At 42.8% G+C, this 20,369-nt stretch carries 19 protein-coding genes and 1 tRNA gene; 12 read left to right on the forward strand and 8 right to left on the reverse strand.

What is annotated here, in order from left to right; all coding sequences use genetic code 11:
* Positions 1 to 217: 217 nt before the first annotated feature.
* Positions 218 to 3,100 (forward strand): leucine--tRNA ligase, encoded by a 2,883-nt coding sequence (gene leuS, locus OEX01_05910; protein MDH5448521.1) that lies wholly within the window; start codon positions 218 to 220, stop codon positions 3,098 to 3,100.
* Between the two features lie 4 nt (positions 3,101 to 3,104).
* Here the strand turns inward: leuS and OEX01_05915 are convergent, their stop codons facing one another.
* Positions 3,105 to 3,476, reverse strand: coding sequence for a hypothetical protein (locus tag OEX01_05915; protein MDH5448522.1), 372 nt, complete (start codon positions 3,474 to 3,476; stop codon positions 3,105 to 3,107).
* Between the two features lie 143 nt (positions 3,477 to 3,619).
* Between OEX01_05915 and OEX01_05920 the strand changes: the two genes are divergently transcribed.
* The 5 genes from OEX01_05920 (at position 3,620) to hisS (ending at position 7,621) form a co-directional block, all read left to right on the forward strand.
* A tRNA-Arg gene (locus OEX01_05920) sits at positions 3,620 to 3,713 on the forward strand.
* Positions 3,714 to 3,839: 126 nt separating this feature from the next.
* Positions 3,840 to 4,580: a phosphoribosyltransferase family protein gene (locus OEX01_05925; protein MDH5448523.1), complete on the forward strand. Its 741-nt coding sequence runs from the start codon at positions 3,840 to 3,842 to the stop codon at positions 4,578 to 4,580.
* Positions 4,581 to 4,679: 99 nt separating this feature from the next.
* Positions 4,680 to 5,696: an S-methyl-5-thioribose-1-phosphate isomerase gene (mtnA, locus tag OEX01_05930; GenBank protein ID MDH5448524.1), complete on the forward strand. Its 1,017-nt coding sequence runs from the start codon at positions 4,680 to 4,682 to the stop codon at positions 5,694 to 5,696.
* 58 nt (positions 5,697 to 5,754) lie between these two features.
* A complete protein-coding gene (gene endA, locus OEX01_05935; protein ID MDH5448525.1) occupies positions 5,755 to 6,330 on the forward strand; it encodes a tRNA-intron lyase in 576 nt (191 codons plus the stop codon).
* Positions 6,331 to 6,340: 10 nt separating this feature from the next.
* Positions 6,341 to 7,621: a histidine--tRNA ligase gene (hisS, locus tag OEX01_05940; protein MDH5448526.1), complete on the forward strand. Its 1,281-nt coding sequence runs from the start codon at positions 6,341 to 6,343 to the stop codon at positions 7,619 to 7,621.
* A gap of 11 nt (positions 7,622 to 7,632) precedes the next feature.
* Here hisS and OEX01_05945 read toward each other — a convergent pair whose 3' ends face one another.
* The 3 genes from OEX01_05945 to OEX01_05955 are packed head-to-tail and all read right to left on the reverse strand — an operon-like array spanning position 7,633 to position 10,708.
* A complete protein-coding gene (locus OEX01_05945) occupies positions 7,633 to 8,706 on the reverse strand; it encodes a CPBP family glutamic-type intramembrane protease (GenBank protein ID MDH5448527.1) in 1,074 nt (357 codons plus the stop codon).
* A 59-nt stretch (positions 8,707 to 8,765) separates the two neighbouring features.
* Positions 8,766 to 9,194 carry a ribonuclease HI family protein gene (locus OEX01_05950; GenBank protein MDH5448528.1) on the reverse strand — a complete coding sequence of 143 codons (429 nt, stop codon included), beginning with the start codon at positions 9,192 to 9,194 and terminating at the stop codon, positions 8,766 to 8,768.
* Positions 9,195 to 9,253: 59 nt separating this feature from the next.
* Positions 9,254 to 10,708, reverse strand: coding sequence for a sulfite exporter TauE/SafE family protein (locus OEX01_05955; GenBank protein ID MDH5448529.1), 1,455 nt, complete (start codon positions 10,706 to 10,708; stop codon positions 9,254 to 9,256).
* A gap of 193 nt (positions 10,709 to 10,901) precedes the next feature.
* On the opposite strand from OEX01_05955, the gene prf1 reads away from it, so the two are divergent.
* Positions 10,902 to 12,164: a peptide chain release factor aRF-1 gene (gene prf1, locus OEX01_05960; protein MDH5448530.1), complete on the forward strand. Its 1,263-nt coding sequence runs from the start codon at positions 10,902 to 10,904 to the stop codon at positions 12,162 to 12,164.
* A 263-nt stretch (positions 12,165 to 12,427) separates the two neighbouring features.
* Positions 12,428 to 12,871: a DUF5752 family protein gene (locus OEX01_05965; protein ID MDH5448531.1), complete on the forward strand. Its 444-nt coding sequence runs from the start codon at positions 12,428 to 12,430 to the stop codon at positions 12,869 to 12,871.
* A 19-nt stretch (positions 12,872 to 12,890) separates the two neighbouring features.
* Here the strand turns inward: OEX01_05965 and OEX01_05970 are convergent, their stop codons facing one another.
* Together OEX01_05970 and OEX01_05975 are read right to left on the reverse strand one after the other, a co-directional pair.
* A complete protein-coding gene (locus OEX01_05970; protein MDH5448532.1) occupies positions 12,891 to 13,793 on the reverse strand; it encodes a hypothetical protein in 903 nt (300 codons plus the stop codon).
* Positions 13,794 to 13,874: 81 nt separating this feature from the next.
* The gene (locus OEX01_05975; GenBank protein MDH5448533.1) at positions 13,875 to 15,626 is read right to left on the reverse strand and encodes an ATP-dependent DNA ligase; all 1,752 of its coding nucleotides are present in this window, start codon (positions 15,624 to 15,626) and stop codon (positions 13,875 to 13,877) included.
* A 169-nt stretch (positions 15,627 to 15,795) separates the two neighbouring features.
* Between OEX01_05975 and OEX01_05980 the strand changes: the two genes are divergently transcribed.
* Positions 15,796 to 16,902 (forward strand): aldo/keto reductase, encoded by a 1,107-nt coding sequence (locus OEX01_05980; GenBank protein ID MDH5448534.1) that lies wholly within the window; start codon positions 15,796 to 15,798, stop codon positions 16,900 to 16,902.
* Between the two features lie 44 nt (positions 16,903 to 16,946).
* On the opposite strand, the gene OEX01_05985 is transcribed toward OEX01_05980, so the two are convergent.
* Complete coding sequence (locus OEX01_05985; protein ID MDH5448535.1) at positions 16,947 to 17,486, reverse strand: nitroreductase family protein; 540 nt, start codon at positions 17,484 to 17,486, stop codon at positions 16,947 to 16,949.
* A 76-nt stretch (positions 17,487 to 17,562) separates the two neighbouring features.
* Between OEX01_05985 and OEX01_05990 the strand changes: the two genes are divergently transcribed.
* From OEX01_05990 to OEX01_06000, 3 genes are all read left to right on the forward strand, one after another.
* The gene (locus tag OEX01_05990) at positions 17,563 to 18,315 is read left to right on the forward strand and encodes an alanine--tRNA ligase-related protein (GenBank protein MDH5448536.1); all 753 of its coding nucleotides are present in this window, start codon (positions 17,563 to 17,565) and stop codon (positions 18,313 to 18,315) included.
* Positions 18,316 to 18,499: 184 nt separating this feature from the next.
* Positions 18,500 to 19,159, forward strand: coding sequence for a DUF47 family protein (locus OEX01_05995; GenBank protein ID MDH5448537.1), 660 nt, complete (start codon positions 18,500 to 18,502; stop codon positions 19,157 to 19,159).
* 15 nt (positions 19,160 to 19,174) lie between these two features.
* Positions 19,175 to 19,462, forward strand: a complete 288-nt coding sequence (locus OEX01_06000) for a 60S ribosomal protein L22 (GenBank protein MDH5448538.1) — start codon at positions 19,175 to 19,177, stop codon at positions 19,460 to 19,462.
* Between the two features lie 21 nt (positions 19,463 to 19,483).
* On the opposite strand, the gene OEX01_06005 is transcribed toward OEX01_06000, so the two are convergent.
* Positions 19,484 to 20,362: a DMT family transporter gene (locus OEX01_06005; GenBank protein ID MDH5448539.1), complete on the reverse strand. Its 879-nt coding sequence runs from the start codon at positions 20,360 to 20,362 to the stop codon at positions 19,484 to 19,486.
* Positions 20,363 to 20,369: the final 7 nt, after the last annotated feature.

Below are 20,369 nucleotides of genomic sequence, written 5' to 3' on the forward strand. Positions count from 1 at the left end.
CAGAGCGGAGTTTGCTCAGGGCGGTGGAACAAAACTCACCAAAGTAGATAATGCAATTCGAAAAGCCGAAGAAGTCTTGAGACATCAATTGAAGAAAAAGGCAAAATAAATAAAAGCCGCTATCCCGCTAGTGTAGTGGTGCAAGAAATGAGGGATCGATTCCTCGATAGATGCTGACAAAACCTTTAATACTACGCCGCCTAATCCAGAAACTTTCATGGAACTTCTACACCAAATCGAAGCCAAATGGCAGAAAGCTTGGGAAAAAACAAAAGTTTTCGAAGCAAACCCAGACCCCAAGCGAAAAAAGTGCTTCGTCACCTTCCCATACTCATACGCAAACGGACCAGTCCACGTTGGACACGCCTTTACGGCGACACGAGTCGACGCTTACGCACGATTCAAGCGTATGCAAGGCTACAACGTTTTGTTTCCGTGGGCGTGGCACTGGACTGGAACAACCGTGGCAGGCGCAAGCGAACGCGTGAAAATGGGAGATGCAAAGTTTGTCAAAGTATTACGGGAAATCGATGGCGTGTCAGAAGAAGATTTGAAAAAGTTCGTTGACCCTGTTTATATGGCTTCGTATTACACTAGGGAAAACAGAAACACAGTTCGTCGTGCTGGGTTTTCTATTGACTGGCGAAGAGAATTCCAAACAACTTCGCCCCAATTCAGTAAGTTTATCGAGTGGCAATACAAAAGACTGCGTGAAAAAGGCTACGTCGTCAAGGGAACCCATCCAGTAGTCTGGTGTCCCCACTGCGAAAGTCCAACTGGTGACCATGACCGCCAAGAAGGTGAAGGTGTCGCGCCAGAAGAATACACGCTGATGAAGTTCAAATACGGAGACGCTTACTTGCCAGCTGCCACTTTTAGACCAGAAACAATCTATGGCGTAACAAACATTTGGCTAAACCCAGAAGCAGACTATGTAGAGGCAGAGGTAAATGAAGAAAAATGGATAATCAGCGAAACAGCTGCAAACAAGCTAAAAGCACAAAAACGAAAAGTTTCCATAATCCGCCGCTTTAAAGGAAAGAGGCTCATAGGGAAAAACGTTACAAGCCCCATTATCGAAAAGCAACTACCCATTCTGCCAGCGTTGTTTGTCAACGCAGAACACGCAACTGGGGTGGTGTACAGTGTTCCAGCCCACGCGCCAGTTGATTGGCTAGCGTTAAAAGATTTGCAGCAAAACCCTATTTCCTTAAAAGAGTTGGGCATCGAGCCAGCCACAGTGAAAGACATTCAACCAATCTCCATGATTCACGTCGAAGGATTCGGCGAATATCCCGCTGTGGAAGTGGTTGACCAACTGGGTGTAAAAGACCAATGCGACCCTAAAGCAGAAGAAGCTACAAAATGGCTGTACAAGAAAGAGTTCCACGGCGGAGTCTTAAAGAGAATCTGTGGCGAATACGCTGGGAAAACAGTTCGAGAAGTCAAAGAGGTGCTTATCAACGATCTAAAGGAGAAAAACGTTGCTGATACAATGTACGACTTGACGCAACCTGTCATTTGCAGATGCCTAACGCCATGCATCGTCAAGATATTGGAGGGACAATGGTTCTTAAAGTACAGTGACCCGGAATGGAAGAACAAAACCAAAGAAGCCCTAAATCGCACAACAATATACCCTGAAACTGCTATACCATGGTTTCTCAGCACCATAGACTGGCTAAACGATTGGCCATGTGCCCGTAAGAGCGGCTTAGGCACACCGCTGCCTTGGAACAAGGAGTGGATTATAGAAACCCTAAGTGACTCCACTATTTACATGGCCTTTTACACAATCAACAAACAAATCAAACAGCACAGCATAGCGCCCGAACAGCTGACATCTGAAGTCTTTAATTACGTCTTTTATGGAAAAGGCAATTTAGACGCAGTAGCCAATAAGTTAAAACTGGGCAATCAAATCTTACAGCAGATGCGGAACGAATTCTTATATTGGTATCCAGTGGATATGCGAAACTCCGGAAAAGAACTGATACCAAACCACCTCACCTTCTTTCTATTCCAACACACAGCTCTCTTCCCACCTGAACACTGGCCACAAATGATAGGAGCTAATGGTATGCTAATGATTGGAGGAAAACCAATGTCAAAGTCGAAAGGCAACTTTGTCACCTTCCGAAGTGTCATTGAGCAGTTTGGTGCCGACCCTTCTCGTTGCGCGTCGCTGCTGGGTGCCGAAGGTATAGATGACCCTGACTGGAAAAGCGAAAACATTCGAGACGTTAAAAACAAGCTTGAATCTTTCTACAGATTGGCAGAAACTATTGTTACAGAAGCAAAAGACGAAAAAACAGGACGGTTGGAAGATTGGCTGTTCAGCGTGCTACAGCAAAAAATAGAGACGGTTACCGAAAGCATTGAGATGCTGAAAACTCGAACTGCAGCAGAAAATGCCTTCTTTGAAATCTGGAACGACTTCCGATGGTATGCTAGAAGAAAAGGCAACATGAAAGCCAAAGCCTTACTGAAAGCCTTGAACATCTGGGTGCGATTGCTAGCACCTTTCACACCGCATATTTGCGAAGAAATCTGGAACAAAATGGACGGAGAAAACTTTGTCTCCCTTGCTGAATGGCCAAAATACGACAAAAGCAAAGTCAACCCGACTGCAGAAAAAAGTGAGACTTTAATCAAATCAACATTAGACGACACCCTAAGCATAGTTCGAGCAACAAAGATATTTCCAAAGAAAATATGCTATTACACGGCGGCGAGATGGAAATGGGAAGTATACAAAGGAGCACTAGTAATGTCTCTGGAAAAAGAGAGTATTATCCAAAGCGATTTGATGATGGAACTGATGAAAAACGAAGAAATGAAGAAGATGGCAAAGGAAATTGCCAAATTCGCCTCCCAAATTGTTGACGAAATTAACAGAACAGGGGGAAATAGAAAAGAAAAACTGCTGTTAGTTGGAACACTAGACGAGGCCGCTGTGTTAATTGAGGCGGTAGATTTTCTAAAGCGGGAGTTAAATGCAGAAGTCCAAGTTTACGTAGAAGACGATAAGCAGCGATATGACCCTAAAAAACGCGCTCAACTAGCAAAACCCTACAGACCAGCAATATATGTGGAATAAGCAGCTAAAGTTGCATTCGAAGCAACGACAAAATACTGGAGTTCACTTTGATGTGGTAGTTCTTACGTCCACCTGAACTAGTGGTAATGTAGTAATCTTCGTCCTTTTGTAGTTTGCTTCCATAAAAAAGAGCTAAAACAGTGCGGCTGATATTTATAGTAGTTAACTTTTCGCTTGGAATTTTATCTTCTACCTCTTTTTTCAACAGCCTCGGATTGATTGTGTAGATGATGCTGTTGTGTGGGTGCCTATTTTTATAGTTTTTTTCAATATCCAATACAAGGTAGCATATCAAGTCGTAGTAGGGACTTCTCTTTCTTTCGATAAGATTAAGGTAGTTAATCAGGGGAATTGGGACTTTATAAATTTCGGACATTGCCTTCCCCTATATATAAGTCTTAAGGAAGCAAGATTTAAGTCTTAACTTTATATAAATATTTATAGAACAATTTTCTATGCCTACAGATATTGCATTGTGAAAGAATTATATTTTCGTGTACTCCTTTGTAGTGTCCTAGCGGGCCCGTGGCGTAGCATGGATACCCTCTTAGCCAGAAAGCGCGTCGGCCCTCTAAGCCGGAGACCCTGGGTTCAAATCCCAGCGGGCCCGCCAACTGGAACTGCCGTATTGACGGTTTATGACTTCAGAAGTGCACGGAAATTTTAAATTCTATCGAATCAAAAATAAGTCACTGTAACTTTAATATTTAACTTGTTAATGTTTATAGAAGGGTTAAAGATGAGCACACACGCAGAAGACTTGAAGCTACGCCTTATGACGATTGAGTTACTTCGAACAGCGAAGCGTCAATACACTTACAGAGAACTATCAGCTAAAACAGATTTACCAGTCACAGTTTTGAGCCGATACGCAAAGGGTCACGTCTTGCCAAATGTTATGAGAGCCCGTCAGCTCTGGAAAACCTTAAAGAAATTGGTGGGTTTAGAGGTTGAACTGCGCAGAAAAATACATTTTAACAGTGACGGATACTTTGACAACACAGAAATTGTAAGTGATTATAACATTTTGCGGCAAGCCGCTCACCACGCCCTTGCCAACTTCGCTGGGAAACGTGTAACTAAAGTCTTAACAGCGGCGGTAGACGGTATTCCACTTGCAACTATGGTGTCTAACCAATTAGGCATCAACCTTGTTGTCGCCAAGTGGAACAAAGAAGTTGGAGTACCGGCTTTCCTTGAAGAAACATACGTGTTGAGAGACTCTGGTGTGACTATGACGCTGTATGTTCCAAAGAACGCAATCAAACGAAGAGACAGTGTGCTTGTGGTAGATGATATGATAAAAACCGGCGAAACCCAAAACGCGCTGATCAATCTTGTCCGCAAAGCCAAAGCTGAGCTTTCAGGGATTTTCACGTTAATAGCCATTGGAGAAGACTGGAAAAAAAACCTGAACCTCCCTAAAGGCTGCCCAGTGGAGGTTGTTACAAAAGCGAACCCTCCCACTAAACGCAGCTAAAAGCAAGCTCAGTACTTTTGCGAGAGACTCGAGGTTTCTGCTTCGAAAAATATAATCAACAGACAATACAATAACAGAACTCTGCGAGGATGAAACTATATGCGAACAATTGAATGGAAAGACGGCACAGTAACTACAATTGACCAGACCAAACTGCCTAATCAAACAGTGCTTTTGAAAATGACAAGCTGTGATGAAATTGCAGAAGCTATCAAAACTATGCAGATTCGTGGCGCACCACTTTTAGGAGCAGCGGCAGCTTATGGTCTCGCGTTGACAGCATATCATTCAAAGGCTAAAGATAAGAGACAGCTTATAGAGGAGCTTACTGCTTCTGCACAGATTTTAAAGAAAACTCGACCAACTGCAGTGAACCTGTTTGGGGCTATAGACAGGATGATGAAGAAAGCTGGAAAAATGGATGGAGATGCAATGGCTGTTGTGAAAGCCGTAGTTGAAGAAGCAAAAAGAATAGCGAATGAAGATGTTGATGTAAACCGCAAAATTGGAGAATACGGCTCTACACTCATAGACAGCGGAGACACCGTGTTAACGCACTGTAATGCAGGCAGCTTGGCAACAGTAGATTATGGCACTGCGCTAGGAGTAATAAGAACTGCTTGGAAAAAGGGCAAGGGCATCAAAATTATTGCAACGGAAACTCGTCCTTTGCTTCAAGGTGCACGGTTAACTGCTTACGAGTTGTTTCGCGATGGTATTCCGGTTACTTTAATTACGGACAGTATGGTGGGCTATGTCATGTCTAAAGGATTTGTTAATAAAGTGGTGGTGGGAGCAGATAGAATAGTAAAGGATGCGGTAGTTAACAAAATCGGCACCTACATGATAGCCGTGTTGGCTCATGAGCATAAGGTTCCTTTCTATGTTGCTGCTCCAAACACAACGTTCGATATGGAACAATCAGCAAAAGACGTGGTTGTCGAAGAGCGGAGTATAGAAGAAGTTGTTAAATTTGGCGGTGTGCAAGTTGCTCCGAAAGGAGTGTCTGCCTTTAATCCAGCTTTCGACATTACACCTTTAAAATACGTTACTGCAATAATCTATGAAAAAGGCATCATTTCCCCAGCAAATTTCCAAAAAATTTCAACTGTTTGAAGGCTAGGTATATATCTCCTAATTTGTATGCTATTAGTTTGTGCGGCAGGATGAGACTTTGAAGAAAAATGAACAACAAGCCAAGGACTCTCGAAATTCTGAGATTAAAAAGATTAAAGGCTTGCTTTCAAAAAAAGGCGTTACAGTTTCAGCTAGTGGCAATTTTGAAAACCTGACTTCTCGCGGCTATGGAACATTAGAAAACAAAAAATTGGCTCTAAGTTTCTACGAAGCTCTATTTCTGCAAAGCAAGGGAATGGTTGAAGTGGTCAAGGGAAAATCACGGAAGGCTTTAGATTTTCAAGAACTTCTGCATCAGTTCGAGCTTGTGGACGAAAATGCTTGGCTGAAGTATTTGATCTATCGGGATTTGAGAAGCCGTGGTTACGTGGTGAGAGATGGATTTGGCTTAGGAATCGATTTTCGAGTTTATGAAAGGGGAGAGTATGGGAAAGCAACAGCTACTTATCTTATTCTCGGGATTCAAGAAGGTAAGCCTATTTCGGTTAAAGAGTTGGCTCATGTGTTGAAGCATGTTCAAAGCTTGAAAAAGAAGTTAGTGTTGGGAGTCGTAAATCGTCGCGGAGAAGTTGTTTATTATACTCTTTCAAAGCTAACAATGAAAAAGATGTAGAGGAATTTCCTTGCCTAAATTTCAAACTGTTAGGGGAATGCGGGACTTTCTGCCGTCAGACGCAGAAAAACTGAGACATGTTGAGGCTGTTACAAAAGAAGTTGCACGGCTGTATGGCTTCGAGGAAATAATCACGCCTCTTGTAGAGTATTATGACTTATTGGCGGCAAAGTCTGGAGAAGAAATTAAAGCACGGTTGTATGCCTTCAACGATTTGGCTGGACGAAAAGTAGCCTTGAGACCTGAATTCACCGCTTCTATTGCCAGATTGATGGCGACCACTCTACGAAACGAGCCTAAACCCTTGAGGTTATTTTCAACGGGCACATTGTATCGGTATGACGAGCCGCAGTTTGGTCGTTACCGAGAGTTTTGGCAATCAAACTTCGAAATCATCGGCAGCAGCAAACCCGAGGCAGACATTGAAGTTCTCGCTCTCACCAACCATCTTATGCAAAAGCTTGGACTTCGCAACTACCGGTTCAAAATAGGCCATGTAGGCATCTTGCGGGGAGTGTTGTTCGAGGAAGGTGTAAAAGACGAAGAGCAAAACATTGTGATGCAGCTTTTAGACACTAAAAGATGGGATGAAGCACTTGGAACTGCGAGAGGATTTGGCGTTTCAGAGAAGGGTATAATGGCTCTGAAAGAAATCTTTGAAGCTAAAGGAAAAGACGGTTCCAGAGTCTTAACGCAGGTCAAGAAGAAGCTAAAGGAATATGCAAGCTCGGTTGCTGCAGTAGAAAACCTACAGCAAATCATTGGGCTCTGCAAAGAAGGTGGAATAAAATTCGACATGTCAATTGAAGCGAGATTTGCACGCGGTCTAGAATATTATACGGGGATGATTTTTGAACCGCTTGTTCCTGAAATGGAGATTTCATTAGGCGGCGGTGGACGATACGACAAACTCGTTGAAATGTTCGGAGGAGAATCGACACCAGCAGTGGGAGTGGCTCATGGGCTAGACCGTATCGCCTTGGCAATAGACAAGCAAAACGTCGCACCAGAATCCTCTAAAAAAATTGTGGCTGTAATTCCTATAGGTGAAAAAACGGTTCCAAAAGCAATGGAATTAGCGTTGCGGCTAAGGAAAAAAGGAGTTGCTGCAGAGTTGGAGGTTATGCGGCGCTCAATTTCTCGGGCTTTGCAGGACGCTGACAGGAGAAAAGTGGCGCATGCGGTTATTCTTGGTCCAAAGGAGCTTAAAGAAAGAAAAGTAATGTTGCGAGACATGAAAAACCGTCAGCAACACCTAGTCGACATTGAAGATGTGTTTAAACTACTTTAAAAAAAGATTGACTAGAGGCTTGCAAAGGACGGCGGTTCAGGAACAGGTATAGGTTTAGGCTTCCTTCTCAACACTTTGAAAATGGTTATTATGCTAAAAATCATTACTGCTATCCACATTAGTATTCCTAGGAAAAGATTTGTTGAAACAGCTAAGAAATAAGCAAAGTCTACTTCGGCAGAATAGTAACTTGATGACAAGTCAAAAACGGTAAAGTAATAGTTAAAATACCAGTGAAGCAAAATCGGCGCTTGAACTCCATAATAAAGATATGCTAAAGCAAAAACAGCGCCGCTCATAGCCGCTTGAGAGATTTTCCCCGGCTCCCAACCGCCAAAATAATGGGCGATACCGAAAAGAGAAGCCGTTAGAAACACCATTACCCATTCAGCCCAAATCACCCCTCCAAACAAACCACCCTTGCCGATGGTTTTCAAGTCAACAGTTTCCTTCGCCTTCTCAGGCTGCAAAACAGACAAAATGCTAGTCTTCAACCGTTGACTCCAAGAAAAATCAGGCCTCGTCCTTTTTCCAGCAAGAAAAATGTAAGTTACCAAAAAGGTTCCTATTGGAATTATGCGAAAAATTATCTCTTCAACTAGTGGAGCCCGTGAAACTATGAGGAAGCCCAGAAACGGGTCACTTATAGGTATAGAACCCGTGGGAATCCCACCTTGCGTTTGTAAGTGATTCAATACTATTGTAGCTACTAGCAACATAGATGTTATTAGCGGCATGGCGAGCAAGTTGTTGCTGAAAGGACTTTGTTTAGCGGCACTGGAAAAGGATTCTCGGGCTCTGGAAAGGCTTTTTCTGTATTTCCAAGCAGCAGCAAAACAAAGTGCAAAAACCCACCAGAGAAATATGAAGTACAATCCAACGTTTACGGGTATCGTTACATCTATAATGAACAGTGGATGGAGAGGTATTGTGTCTTGGCTGAATTTTAGACCTTCTGCTGTGGAGAAAAAAACTAAAATTCCCAAACCCATCGAAAGCAGATACGTGAAGACAATGAAGAAACTGATTACTAAAACGATGGCGAAAAGAAATCTTTGCAATGTTTCGGATAAATTCGAGTTCATAGCCTACTCCGTTTAGGTAAAACAAGGAACATGTTTCTATTAACCTTAACCTCTAAGTGTTAACGACGAACTTTATCCAATACCCGGTTTGCCAGCTTATCCACTTCTTCTATGTCTTTGTTTGTTCTTGAAACATAACTGAAGGATACCCTGTGAAAATGTTGCTGGAGTTCATGAACTTTCAGCCAAAGACTCTCCAGTCGAGGATTTCTAACCTGATATTCTCCATTAAGCTGTTTTACCACCAATTCGCTGTCTAGAAAACAGTGCACATAGCCATCTGTAAAGTCACGCGCCAGTTCTAGGGCGATTATCAATGCCTCATATTCAGTCTCGTTATTAGTTCTTCTTCCCAAAAACTTAGAAACCTTCTTCATCACAACTCCGCTTTTATCCACTATCTTAACAGCTATAGCTGCAGGTCCCGGGTTCCCTCTTGAAGCCCCGTCAGAGTATATTCGCAGTTGAGTTGATTCTTTAGACTGCAACTTACAAGCCTTCGATGAGCTATTGGTCGCCGAAAGTTAATAAAAGATGTTTACTATTTTCATGCCCAGCCTAGAAACTTTAGAATCATCCGCAGACTAACAAACACCAAAACCAAGCCGAAAATTCTCTGCAGATTCTTACTCGAAACACGCCTAGAAACATATGCACCCATCTGTGCTCCAAAAATAACGCCAACACCGAGAAGAAGCGCATAACCAAACTGAACGTTCCCAAGAGATAAATGAGTCACGACCCCAGAAAGCGACGTAAAAATCATAATAAAAACCGAAGTAGCAACCGCCAGATGCATAGGAAAAGAGAGAGCAAAATGTAGAATTGGAACCAGCAAAGCACCACCGCCGATACCTAATAGGCCTGAAGAAACACCAGCAAAGAAGCTCAAGGGCAAGCCAATTTTCATATCTGCAATATAGTCAAAGACTTTGCCCTCAGAGTCTACAAGCCGCCGAGTCCAGCCTGTTTTACGGCTTTTTAACAGCTTGAAGTTGCTCAAACTGTATGAAAAAATCATTCGAGAAGCAACGTAGAGTATAAACAAGGCGAAAATTAATATCAACAGTTCTTTAGCAATAATAGCCGTCAAATATGCTCCTAAGAAAGCGCCTGGCACTGTAACTGTGGCTAAGAATAAACCTACTTTATAGTCTATTCTTTCTTGTCTTACATAACTACTCGTAGATGACAAAGCTTTAAACACAATCATAGCGAGACTTGTTCCAGCAGCTATCTGCGGAGAAAATTCGATGCTTAGGGGTAGCAGTTGTAAGGCAGGTACTATGAAAACTCCGCCTCCGATGCCCAGCATAGCCGCAATAATGCCAACGAAAAGGGCTAGAACGGGAAGAAAGATTACTTCATATACCGTCATGTATGCATACAAATCAACATTAGTCGACACTGCAGTTTCTGTAATTTCTATTGTAGTGCCAGGATAATACAAAACCACATGAATCTTGAGGCATATCCCGGAGGATTTGTCATACCAGCGCTCCATATTGGACGTGGCCCAGTTGTATTCGACCACCCAACAATCTCTTTGCTGCTCGAAGACATAAATTTGCTCGCTCCTATTGATATCGTTGATTCCATAGAATATGTCTATAGTAGACCCTGTTGTGACGTTTGTTTCTATCCAAAGTGGCCATTTTTCTCCAATATATTCTGTATCTGAAGAATTAACTATTTCACGGGTAACTGTATTTATCGTCCAATTAATTTCACCAGTGGTCAGTGCTACATTTCCTTCAGTTACATTTACTCCATTAGAGATCAAGTGCAATTCAGCAAAGTTGTCTCCAAGCTTGGTTATGTTCCATGTCATGTACTCCGTTTCATTATGTCCAGTCCATATGAAAAGCTGCTCGTAAGTCATGTATGCGTCCAATTTTAGCCAAGACGATTTAGCTGCTTCTGTATACGAATAGACTCCAATAGCAAATGACACGCCAATGATTAGCAGCACAGCAGTTAACAGCAATGTCTTCCTATTCATTCTCGCTGTCTCCATTATGTTCAAACTTTGAATTTAGTAGAATCGTTTCTTAGGCGAGGTTGAGTTTGACTCTGGTTGTTCATGGGTTTATCAAAAACTGTGGTACTTACTAATAAATAATAGCGTTAGATTTTGATGGCAACTTTTATCTGTCAGACACGTAATGTAGCCTTACCACGTGTGGAAGCGTAGGTTGAGCAAATCTAGCAGAAAACGAACTTCACTCGAGCGGTTTCGCCTCAAAAAAGCATTGGACACACTGACTCGCAAAGAAGGACGTGGAACAGAGCTTGTTAGCCTATACGTTCCTCCAGGAAAGCAAATCAGCGAAGTTCTTAACACACTTAGGCAAGAATACGGCACCGCTGCAAACATAAAATCCGACACAACGAGAAGCAACGTTCAAGATGCTATCACAAAGGTTCAGCAGCGGTTAAAGCTGTTTAAGAAAGTGCCTGAGAATGGTTTGGTAATTTTCAGCGGCACCATACCGCGGAATGGTCCAGGCAGCGAAAGAAACGAAACCTACGTCTTGACACCGCCAGAACCCATTAGCATAAACCTATACCGCTGTGACTCAAGGTTTCACACTGAATACTTGCAGGAAATGTTGAAAGAGAAGGAAACTTATGGAATCCTACTAGTGGATTCGAGTGCAGCTACTTTTGCGGTTTTGCAGGGTAGACGCTTGAACATTGTGAAAGAAATTACTTCTGGCGTTCCAGGTAAGATGCGGGCGGGTGGACAATCGGCGAGGCGTTTTGAGCGTCAGAGAGAGGCTAAGATATTGGAGTTTTTTACCCGTGTCGGTAGTCATGCTACGGATATTTTTCTTGGAATAGAAAATTTGAAGGGGATTATTGTTGCGGGTCCTGGTCCGATAAAGTATGATTTTCAGAAGGGTGATTATCTGCATTATCAGTTGAAGGATAAGGTTCTTGCTAACATAGATACTGCTTATGTGAGTGAGCAGGGGGTGAAGGAGGTTGTAGAGAAGGCGCCTGAGATTATGCGGCGGGTTCGTTATGTGGAGGAGAGGAAGCTTATGCAGGATTTTCTCTACGAGGTTGGACATGACACTGACTTGGCTACTTATGGCGAAGATGAAGTTAGGCGTACTTTGAAGATGGGGGCGGTGAGGACTTTGCTGTTGTCGGATGCTTTGGATATTGTTAGGGTGACGGTGAAATGCACAGCTTGCAACTACAGCAAGAAGGAGACGATGAAAAGCAGGGAGGGGGAAGGTTTTCGGCAAAGTCTTACTGGTCAGCCGTGTCCAAAGTGTAAGTCGCCGTCTCTTGTTGCGGATGAGGTGGAAGACATTGTTGAAGAACTGGCGGAGCTGGCTGATCAGGCAAATGCAAATGTAGAGATAGTTTCGATGGATACTGAGGAGGGACAGATGTTGAAAAACGCGTTTGGCGGAATCGCAGCTATACTTCGCTTTAAGCTCTAAGGCGAGATTTTTTGTAAGTGAAGGCCGAACATTGTAGTTTTTATGTAATCTCATTGCTTCTAGAGTGACGTTCTGAGAAACAGAAAAGCTTCACTCATGTATTTTGATCTATTTAATGCCTGTTTGAAGCAAAGAATCAAGGTTAGTCTAGAGGGAGTGGCGCACAAACAAACCGACAACTAACGGCTTTTCGTTAAAGCTAACTTTTAAATCTTGAAACCAACCTATAAGTAAAACGACAAACATTAACGGAGAAAATTATGTTGAGTAACCCCCAAACATCCAGAATCCTAAGAACCCTACCTAGAGAAAAAGCATTTTACTTCTTCACCTCAATAGGAAACTACACAGGAAAAAGCGCCACATCACTAGAAGAATTCGTCAAAGAAATCCTAGACGTAAACATCAAATCATTAGAATTCCATCTCTACCGAGACGACTTCGAAAAATGGATAGCTCAGACCCTTGAAGACAATGTATTGGCCAACAAAATCAAACAACTCAAAGCACTGAAACCAATAGGAATAGACCTAAGAGACCGTCTCTACCTAATCGTTTCAAAACACCACGAAAACCTCAAAACACCACCTCGTCCCACAACAACTCCAACCTCAACAACACCAACCTACACCAAACCCAAACCCACCACAATAACATTCGGAAAAACACAATCACAAAGCACCGTAGAAACGCAAGCCAAAGAATAAACAAACCGTTTCGCTTCAGTCAAAAAACATCTACACTATCCCGTTTCCACTTAGCTAAAGTAACCAAGAGCAAAACCTGAAAAGATACCTTCATCAAGTATAAAGACGTTTCATTCTCTCTCGTCGGAACAACATAACTGCCTGCTTTTTTTGGATAATAATCCAGCGATGTCCTATAAGGATAATGAGAGGTTTCATTAACCTTCTTTACAGCACCCTGAATGGTATAAGGGTCCTCAGCAAGTAAACACTGAAGCAAGTCTAAAGTAGACTCGTCGGTTTCTTCCAATTCTACCGAACGGGTCCAGCCTATAACAACTTTAGCGCCCCTCCCAATCAACGCCTCTGCCATACTCGTTTTGTTAAGACTGTCGCATCCCATCAAAACAACTACACAACTGCTGTCAAATCGTCCCCTCACACTAAAATTTACAAAAGTAGGACCAATTGCAAAATATCTGTCGCCAGTAATTAGAAACTCAGCGACACTAAGCTGGTTTCCATATTCTGCAGAGTATCGTATTTCTTTTTCTTTATTGTGGAGTTCTGAGGTGAACAAGTCAACAAAATCACTTTCGTTTCTCACAGACGAGTGTACTCTTAAAATTATTATTTTGCCCCCTTTTGAGGGGAGGTCTTTGTAAAAGTCCACAGTAACATCGTCGCTGGGATAATATTTCACATCAAACCCTGAAACGTTAAATATAGAAGTAGCTGTATCATTGAAATCTTTATTGAATAGATCGCTTTTAATGGTTACTTGGTCAATTATGGCAGCTGCCCAATTTTCTGTGTGTGGCTGAAAAAATAGGTAATACGTAACCAATGCAGCCAACGTGATGAGCGTAGCTAAAACAACCCCGTACAACAGTTTTCTGTTTAAACCCTTTTCTGCCGTCTTTCGTTTTTGTCTTTTTGTCATTGACACCACTTTTAGTCAAATCTCACTAAGATTCATATAGTACACTAAGATTCTTTAACCTCTCGCTAACGCCTAAGTCTTTTAACTTTCGCTCACTTTCTTCAACTGATTTTGATACATCTCCACTATTTCCTTACTTGTCGTCGCATCTTCCGCTGACTTATCAAGCCTGTAGTTTCCGGTGAATCGAGGAAACCTTATAGCTAACCCGCTTCCTCTGCGAATTGCGTCCATTGCACATGTGTGAATGGGGCTTAAGGTAATTTCAGCGCCAAGAACATCGATCACAACAATGGGCTCAAACCATACATCTGCGTTAAGCATCGTCTGCACTCTTGGATGCTTGTGGGTAATCTTGTGTTTTTTCATCATTTTAGGTATTTTCTCCAAGTCTTTATCGGTAAAGCCTGTTCCGCATTTTGTTACTGTTTCAAACGTGTCTTTACTAGGATTGTAAGCAGCTAGAAGCAACGCTCCATATGTTCCTGCGCGTTTTCCTCTGCCGTGAAAGGCTCCAACGACTACCAAGTCCACAGTGTCGGTCATTTCGCTTTTGTATTCCCGTTTGTACTTTATCCACATCCAACCTCTTGAACCCGCCTGATAAACTGAGTCTTTGGCTATTGATTTGCACATGATACCTTCGCATCCGTCTTCCACAGCTTTTTCGAAAAAACGTTCTATGTCTTCATCACTGTCTACGAGCAAGGATTCTGCTTTTTTCACGCGGTTGCTTTCTATGATTATTTGTTCAAGCTTTTTGTGCCGAGTTAAATAGGGTTTCAGAGTGTAGTCTTCTTCGTCAGCGTACAATACATCAAACACGAAAAGCGAGACGGGGTATTCTTCCATCGCCTTTTTAACGCCGTATTTTCGTCTGCGGTGCATCAATTCTTGAAAGGGTTTCATTTCGCTAGTGTCTATGTCTACGGCGACACATTCGGCCTCGATGATGGCGTTCTTTGCTTTAACGTGTTTTTTGAAAAGTTCTGCAGCATCGGGATACTGGTTTGTGATGTTTTCTAGGCGACGCGAAAAAAGAAGAACATGGTCGCCTTGTTTGTGGGCTTGCACGCGCTCCCCGTCATATTTGAATTCTGCGATGCATTTGCCGCCTAGTTTCGCTAAGATTTCTTCTGGCGAACCTAATCGTTCTGCAAGCATTGAGCGTATAGGGTTTCCAACTGATACCTCAAATTTTGAGGCACCCTCCAGTCCTTTTTCTGCAACTGTCTTGGCCACTTTTCCGAGGTCTGAAGAGATGTTGTAGGCTCTTTCCAACGCATCTCTTGCTTCTTTTCCTCCTCCGTAGGCGATTGCTAGCGCGTCTAAGACAGTCATGTCCGCGATTCCTAGTCTTAGGTTTCCTGTTATGATTCTTATGATGTATTTTGCTTCTTTTGGTGTGACACTTGTCAATAGCCCTGCGATGAGGCTTAACTTCTTATCCATTGACCCTGTGCCAGACGCTCTCGCCATCTTGTCGAGTATGTCGTAGACTTTTTCAACTGTTAAGGGTATCCCTTTTAATAATGTTGCTTGGATCTTTTTTGCGAGGAATTTTTGGGCGGTTTCGCCTGTGTCTCCCGTTTTAGCCAGGTCTTCCCTGATTTCTTTCTCACTTTTCCCAGTTGCCTTTGCAACCGCTTGTACGGCAAGTTTCTCAGCTATGCCAGTTTGAACGTCAACAAAATCAGGATACAGTTTTCCCTGTGTCAGGTAAACAACTTTGTCTATAATGTCCTTTGAGGTAAGTTTAAGAAGCTCTACCAAATAGTCGGTCATCTCAAGTCTTTTGGTTGTAGCCTCAATTTTCTCATAGCAATCGGCCATCAAAGAGAACTTCAAGAGATTTCCTCACGTCTAACTTAACGAGGTTAGCTATTAAAAAATAAGCTTTTCAATAAGCTAGAAAAACGCACTATAATAACAACCCAGTGTGCATAAAAAGACACCTTTTTATACAATTCCTCCCCAATCCTAGCGGAGACGCTTGACAACAATGCAGAAAAGGAGACTAGGAAGAACAGATTTGCAGGTTTCAATTGTTGGTTTTGGAGGCATACCCATAATAGCGCTCTCTAGGGATGAGGCAGAGAAGGTTGTGAGATACGCTTACGAAAGGGGAATAAACTACTTCGACACTGCCAGAGCCTACGGAGACAGCGAAGAGAAAATGGGAGCAGCATTGAAAGATGTGAGAGATCGAATAGTCATAGCAACCAAAACTCATCAGCGAACCAAAGAGGCTGCGGCTAGAGCCGGTATCAAACACAGTCTTAGGAACTTACAGACTGATCGAATAGACCTTGTTCAACTCCATGGCATCGACAATGAAGAAGTTCTCAAGAAAGCCACGAACTCTGAAGGAAGTTTGAAAGCTCTTGAGGAAGCCAAGGCTCAAGGAAAAATTGACTATATAGGAATCACTGGCCACAATCCCTATGTTCTAGGAAAAGCTATAAAAACGGGAAAGTTTGACACCGTTCTAGTGCCCTTGAACGTCCTTGATAGGAAAGCTACCGAGGAATTAATTCCATTAGCTAAGGAATTGGATGTGGGAGTAATTATCATGAAGCCAATGGGTGGATGTGGAGCTCCGCTGCAGTATCCTCAGTGGGGCGCTCGATTTTTGGGTAAACCTGAGTTAGACTGGCCTGATCCATCAGAGTTCATTGACCATTTCGGAAAAGATGGAATTGAAAGGGCAGAGCGTTCACTGAAGTTCGTATTTGCCCATGACATAGACACTGTTATACCCGGACTACGGTCTACAGAAGAAGTAGACCATGTTGTCAAGATTGCAGAAGAGTTCAAAGGGCTCACTCATGAAGAGAAGATTGCCTACAAATTCGGAGAACTCCCAGAACCGTTCTGCCGAGAATGCGGGTTATGTACGCCATGTCCAGATGGTGTCGAAATAATGATGATTCTAAAGTGGGACGTCTATCATCGCTTTTTCAATATAAAGAACTGGACGAGAGAACAGTATCCAAAACTGCGAACGAGAGTAAATAGCTGTACAGAATGTGGCGAATGCGAGGAAAAGTGTCCTTATAATCTTCCAGTAATTAATATGCTCAAGGAAGCGGAAAGGAGATTAGAATAAAACCCTCTACACGTTCCTTATCAATACGACCAAAGTTGATGTGTTCAGAAAGTTTCTCGATGAACAATCTCTCTCATAGGTCTTCGTCCTCGTGGCGCCGGTTTCTCAGAAGTATTTCCTACAGGAACGATTGCAACTGGTCTCACATGGGTAGGAGTGTTTAAAGCTTGCCTTACCATCTCTTCTCGGAAAGCCCCAACCCAGCAGGCGCCAAGTCCCATGGCATACGCTGCTAACAAAATGTTTTCTGTGGCTGCAGCGGTGTCTTGAATGCAATAAAGGTTCACTCCGCGACTTCCATAACCTTGGCCAGAGCGCGCTTCGTTTGCACAAACCACGATTACAACAGGAGCTTCTTCAATGAAAGTTTGGTTCAAGGCGGCAACTGAGAGCTGCCGCTTTATCTGCTGGTCTCTTACTATGACGAATTCCCACGGCTGAATGTTACCTGCTGAAGGCGCATGTCTTGCTGCATCAATAAGCCTTTCAACATGTTCTTCGGATATCGCTTCTCTTTCAAAGACGCGGATGCTTCTTCTGTCTTTTATGGCTTCAAATACATCCACTACTTTTTCCCTCGTCAAACCGAGTAGATGTATTATATAAGTTGGGAGCTATTTTACTTTCTACCTAAAAACGAGAATCTCACGGTGAAATTACGTGGAAAAAATTCCGGCAACAAGGCTTCTTTACTACGATGATGCTTATTTGCGTGAGTTCAAAGCTAAGGTTCTTCAAGTAACCAAAAATGATGGATTAGTTACTATAGTTCTTGATAACACAGCTTTCTATCCAACTGGTGGAGGTCAACCCTCAGACAAAGGTATAATTGAAGAGGAAATTGGTAAAGCTGATATCGTGGACGTTCGATGGAACAAAGGACGAATTTTGCATCTGACAGATAACATGGTTGGTGAAATCAAGCAAAGAAGAGTAATTAGAGGAGTCATCGACTGGAAACGTCGGTATTCGTTGATGAAAAACCACACTGCAGCTCATATTATGGCAGAAGCCATCAGATGTGTTCTAAACAGTCCTGCAGAAATTGTAGGCTCAGGACTTGATGTTGACAAGGCGCGGTTAGATCTAGCTCTAGAAAATTCGTTAAGACCCGTGTTTCAAAGAATTGAAGACGTTGCAAATAGCATGGTTAAAGAGAATCGGGCTATTGAAATAAGGATTATGAGCCGTGTGGAAGCTGAAAAATACGTTGAGAAATTTCACGAAAGCTTGAAAACACTTCCATCCAACGTTTCACAAGTGCGGATTGTGGAGGTTAAGGATTTACATGCATGTGCTTGTGGTGGAACACATGTAAAAAGTACTGGTGAGCTTGGTGTCATAAGAATTCTTGGGCGGGTTTCTAAGGGTAAAGGTGTAGAACGGTTGGAGTTCCGAGCGCAAAGTCCTTAAGTTTGAACACACCTTGTTGCTTGTGGATGATGAGCAGGAGAATTATATGAGCGTTGCTGTGATAATACTCTCGACGGGCGATCTGACATAAATTCTTCACTAGTTAGCTATGAAGAAAAAACTGTTATAAAGGATGAACTTAAATAGTTCAAAAACCGCAGAAAGCGTCTAGGGTTGCTTGTTAATGAGTGAATTACTTAATTGGTTCAAAAAACGTCGAGAGACACACGCGTTAAAAACGATGAGACGACACCTCACGACAACAATGTCCATTGTAGACGACCTAGAAAAGGCAGTAGAAGCAGCTGTTTCAAACAAAGCAAAAGAAACAAAATCGCTTGTTGACAATATCACACGAGCTGAAAAAGAAGCAGACACTCTGAGAAGGAAATTTATGGACGAGCTTTCCCAAGGAGAACTACCGCCTGAAGACAGGGAAGACTTGATGCATCTGATGAAGCGGGTGGACATGGTGGCAGACTGGTGTAGAGAGGCTACAAGGTTGCTCAACGTGATTCCCATGGAAGAAGTCCCACAAAGTTTGAAAAGAGCATCTATAGAAATGGTTAAGGGTCTCAAGGAGTGCGCTTTGTCGCTTTTAAGAAGCATAGATAAAATGGTTGATAAACCAGAAGAAGCTTTGGAGGCAGCAGATGAAGTGGAACGACAAGAAGAAAAGGTTGACGATTTACACGAAAACGCCCGTCGATTGCTTGCTAAAGAGACAGATCTGAAAGCTGGAATCGCCATTTTAACAAGCCAGCTATTCGAAGCAATTGAACGCGCAGCAGATTCTTGCGAAGATACTTGTGACGAAGTTAGAATTATCCTCGTTAGACATTGAGAGGAGGGAGAGACAGTGTCAAAAATTCCTATTGAAATCTCGGAGTTGCGCAAAAGTGCTGATGGCGACACAGTGAAAGAACTAGCTGATTTCCTTGAAGAAAAGCTGGAAGGTGTAGAAGTCGACATGACTGGCAGCGAAATAATCTTAAGCTATGAAGAAGAGAAGCCGTTTTCTAGATCCTATCTACGAACTCTTCTTCGCAAATTTCTACACAAAGCAGAACTGAAAGATTTCCGAGTGATCGCTGGAAGAGAAAACGCGTTTGTAATCAAAGAGAAAAAGCTAGTTATCGAAGAGTAGCTTTCATTTATTCTCTTTCAGCTATTCACCTGATGCTACTGAAAAAATTCCTACAAGCAACAGAACCGCGCCTAGAACAAAAATCGGCGTCGGAATTTCTGCAAAAATAGCAACGCCTAGAAGAGTTGCGCCTAAAGGTTCAAGGAGCGCCATAGAGGCGGTTTCGAAAGACTTCAGGTTGGACAGTGAAGAGAAATATAGAGTGTGAGCTGCGGCGGTCGGTAAGACACCGAGCCCTATTAAGATCAGAAGCATTTCTAAGCTGTTTGAGAATTCAAAGATTGCTCCGGTTAAGACTGTTGTTGCGCTGACTGTGAAGGCTGCTGCTAAGTATATGAAAAGCATGGTTGGTAAGAGTGGGAGTCGGCTGCGTTTTTCTCTGCCATAGTTAAGGTAGAAGCCCTCTGCAACCGCTGCCAACATTGCTTCTAGATCTCCTATCAAGCTAGCGGTCTCCCCTGTGCTGGCGTCTCCGTAGGCTATGATGCCTGCTCCAATGAACAACAATGCTATGCCAGCTAGAGCCAGTTTTGACGGTTTTATGCGGTAAAGAAACGTGGATATGATTATGGAGAAAATGGGCGTCGTGTTTACGAGTACTGTTGCGTTTAAGATGGTTGTGTCTTTCACTGCGGAGACAAAGAGAATGAAATGAGTGCCCAGCAGCATCCCCAAGACTAGAAAATGCTTAAAATTATTCCGAATCAATTTGGCACCGAGTTTTCTTTTGAAAGCTAATATTATGAGGGTTAGTACTGCTGAGGCTATTATCAGCCGCCAAAGGGCTATCGAAAAAACGTTTATGTCGGTTAAGAGGCGGATGAATACGGCTGCAGTGCCAAAAAGTATGCCTGCTGCAATGCCCTCTAACAGAGCGAGTCGTCTGCTTTTTTCAACCATGTGACAA

The sequence above is a fragment of the Candidatus Bathyarchaeota archaeon genome (genome assembly GCA_029882535.1).
GTDB lineage: Archaea > Thermoproteota > Bathyarchaeia > Bathyarchaeales > SOJC01 > JAOUKM01.

Bases quoted from the DNA above. Each gene is read 5' to 3' on its own strand.
- OEX01_05955 (MDH5448529.1), bottom strand. From the start codon at position 10,708: ATGAATAGGAAGACATTGCTGTTAACTGCTGTGCTGCTAATCATTGGC.
- OEX01_05925 (MDH5448523.1), top strand. From the start codon at position 3,840: ATGAGCACACACGCAGAAGACTTGAAGCTACGCCTTATGACGATTGAG.
- leuS (MDH5448521.1), top strand. From the start codon at position 218: ATGGAACTTCTACACCAAATCGAAGCCAAATGGCAGAAAGCTTGGGAA.
- OEX01_05980 (MDH5448534.1), top strand. From the start codon at position 15,796: ATGCAGAAAAGGAGACTAGGAAGAACAGATTTGCAGGTTTCAATTGTT.
- OEX01_05915 (MDH5448522.1), bottom strand. From the start codon at position 3,476: ATGTCCGAAATTTATAAAGTCCCAATTCCCCTGATTAACTACCTTAAT.
- OEX01_05945 (MDH5448527.1), bottom strand. From the start codon at position 8,706: ATGAACTCGAATTTATCCGAAACATTGCAAAGATTTCTTTTCGCCATC.
- OEX01_05970 (MDH5448532.1), bottom strand. From the start codon at position 13,793: ATGACAAAAAGACAAAAACGAAAGACGGCAGAAAAGGGTTTAAACAGA.
- mtnA (MDH5448524.1), top strand. From the start codon at position 4,680: ATGCGAACAATTGAATGGAAAGACGGCACAGTAACTACAATTGACCAG.
- OEX01_06005 (MDH5448539.1), bottom strand. From the start codon at position 20,362: ATGGTTGAAAAAAGCAGACGACTCGCTCTGTTAGAGGGCATTGCAGCA.
- OEX01_05975 (MDH5448533.1), bottom strand. From the start codon at position 15,626: ATGGCCGATTGCTATGAGAAAATTGAGGCTACAACCAAAAGACTTGAG.
- OEX01_05995 (MDH5448537.1), top strand. From the start codon at position 18,500: ATGAGTGAATTACTTAATTGGTTCAAAAAACGTCGAGAGACACACGCG.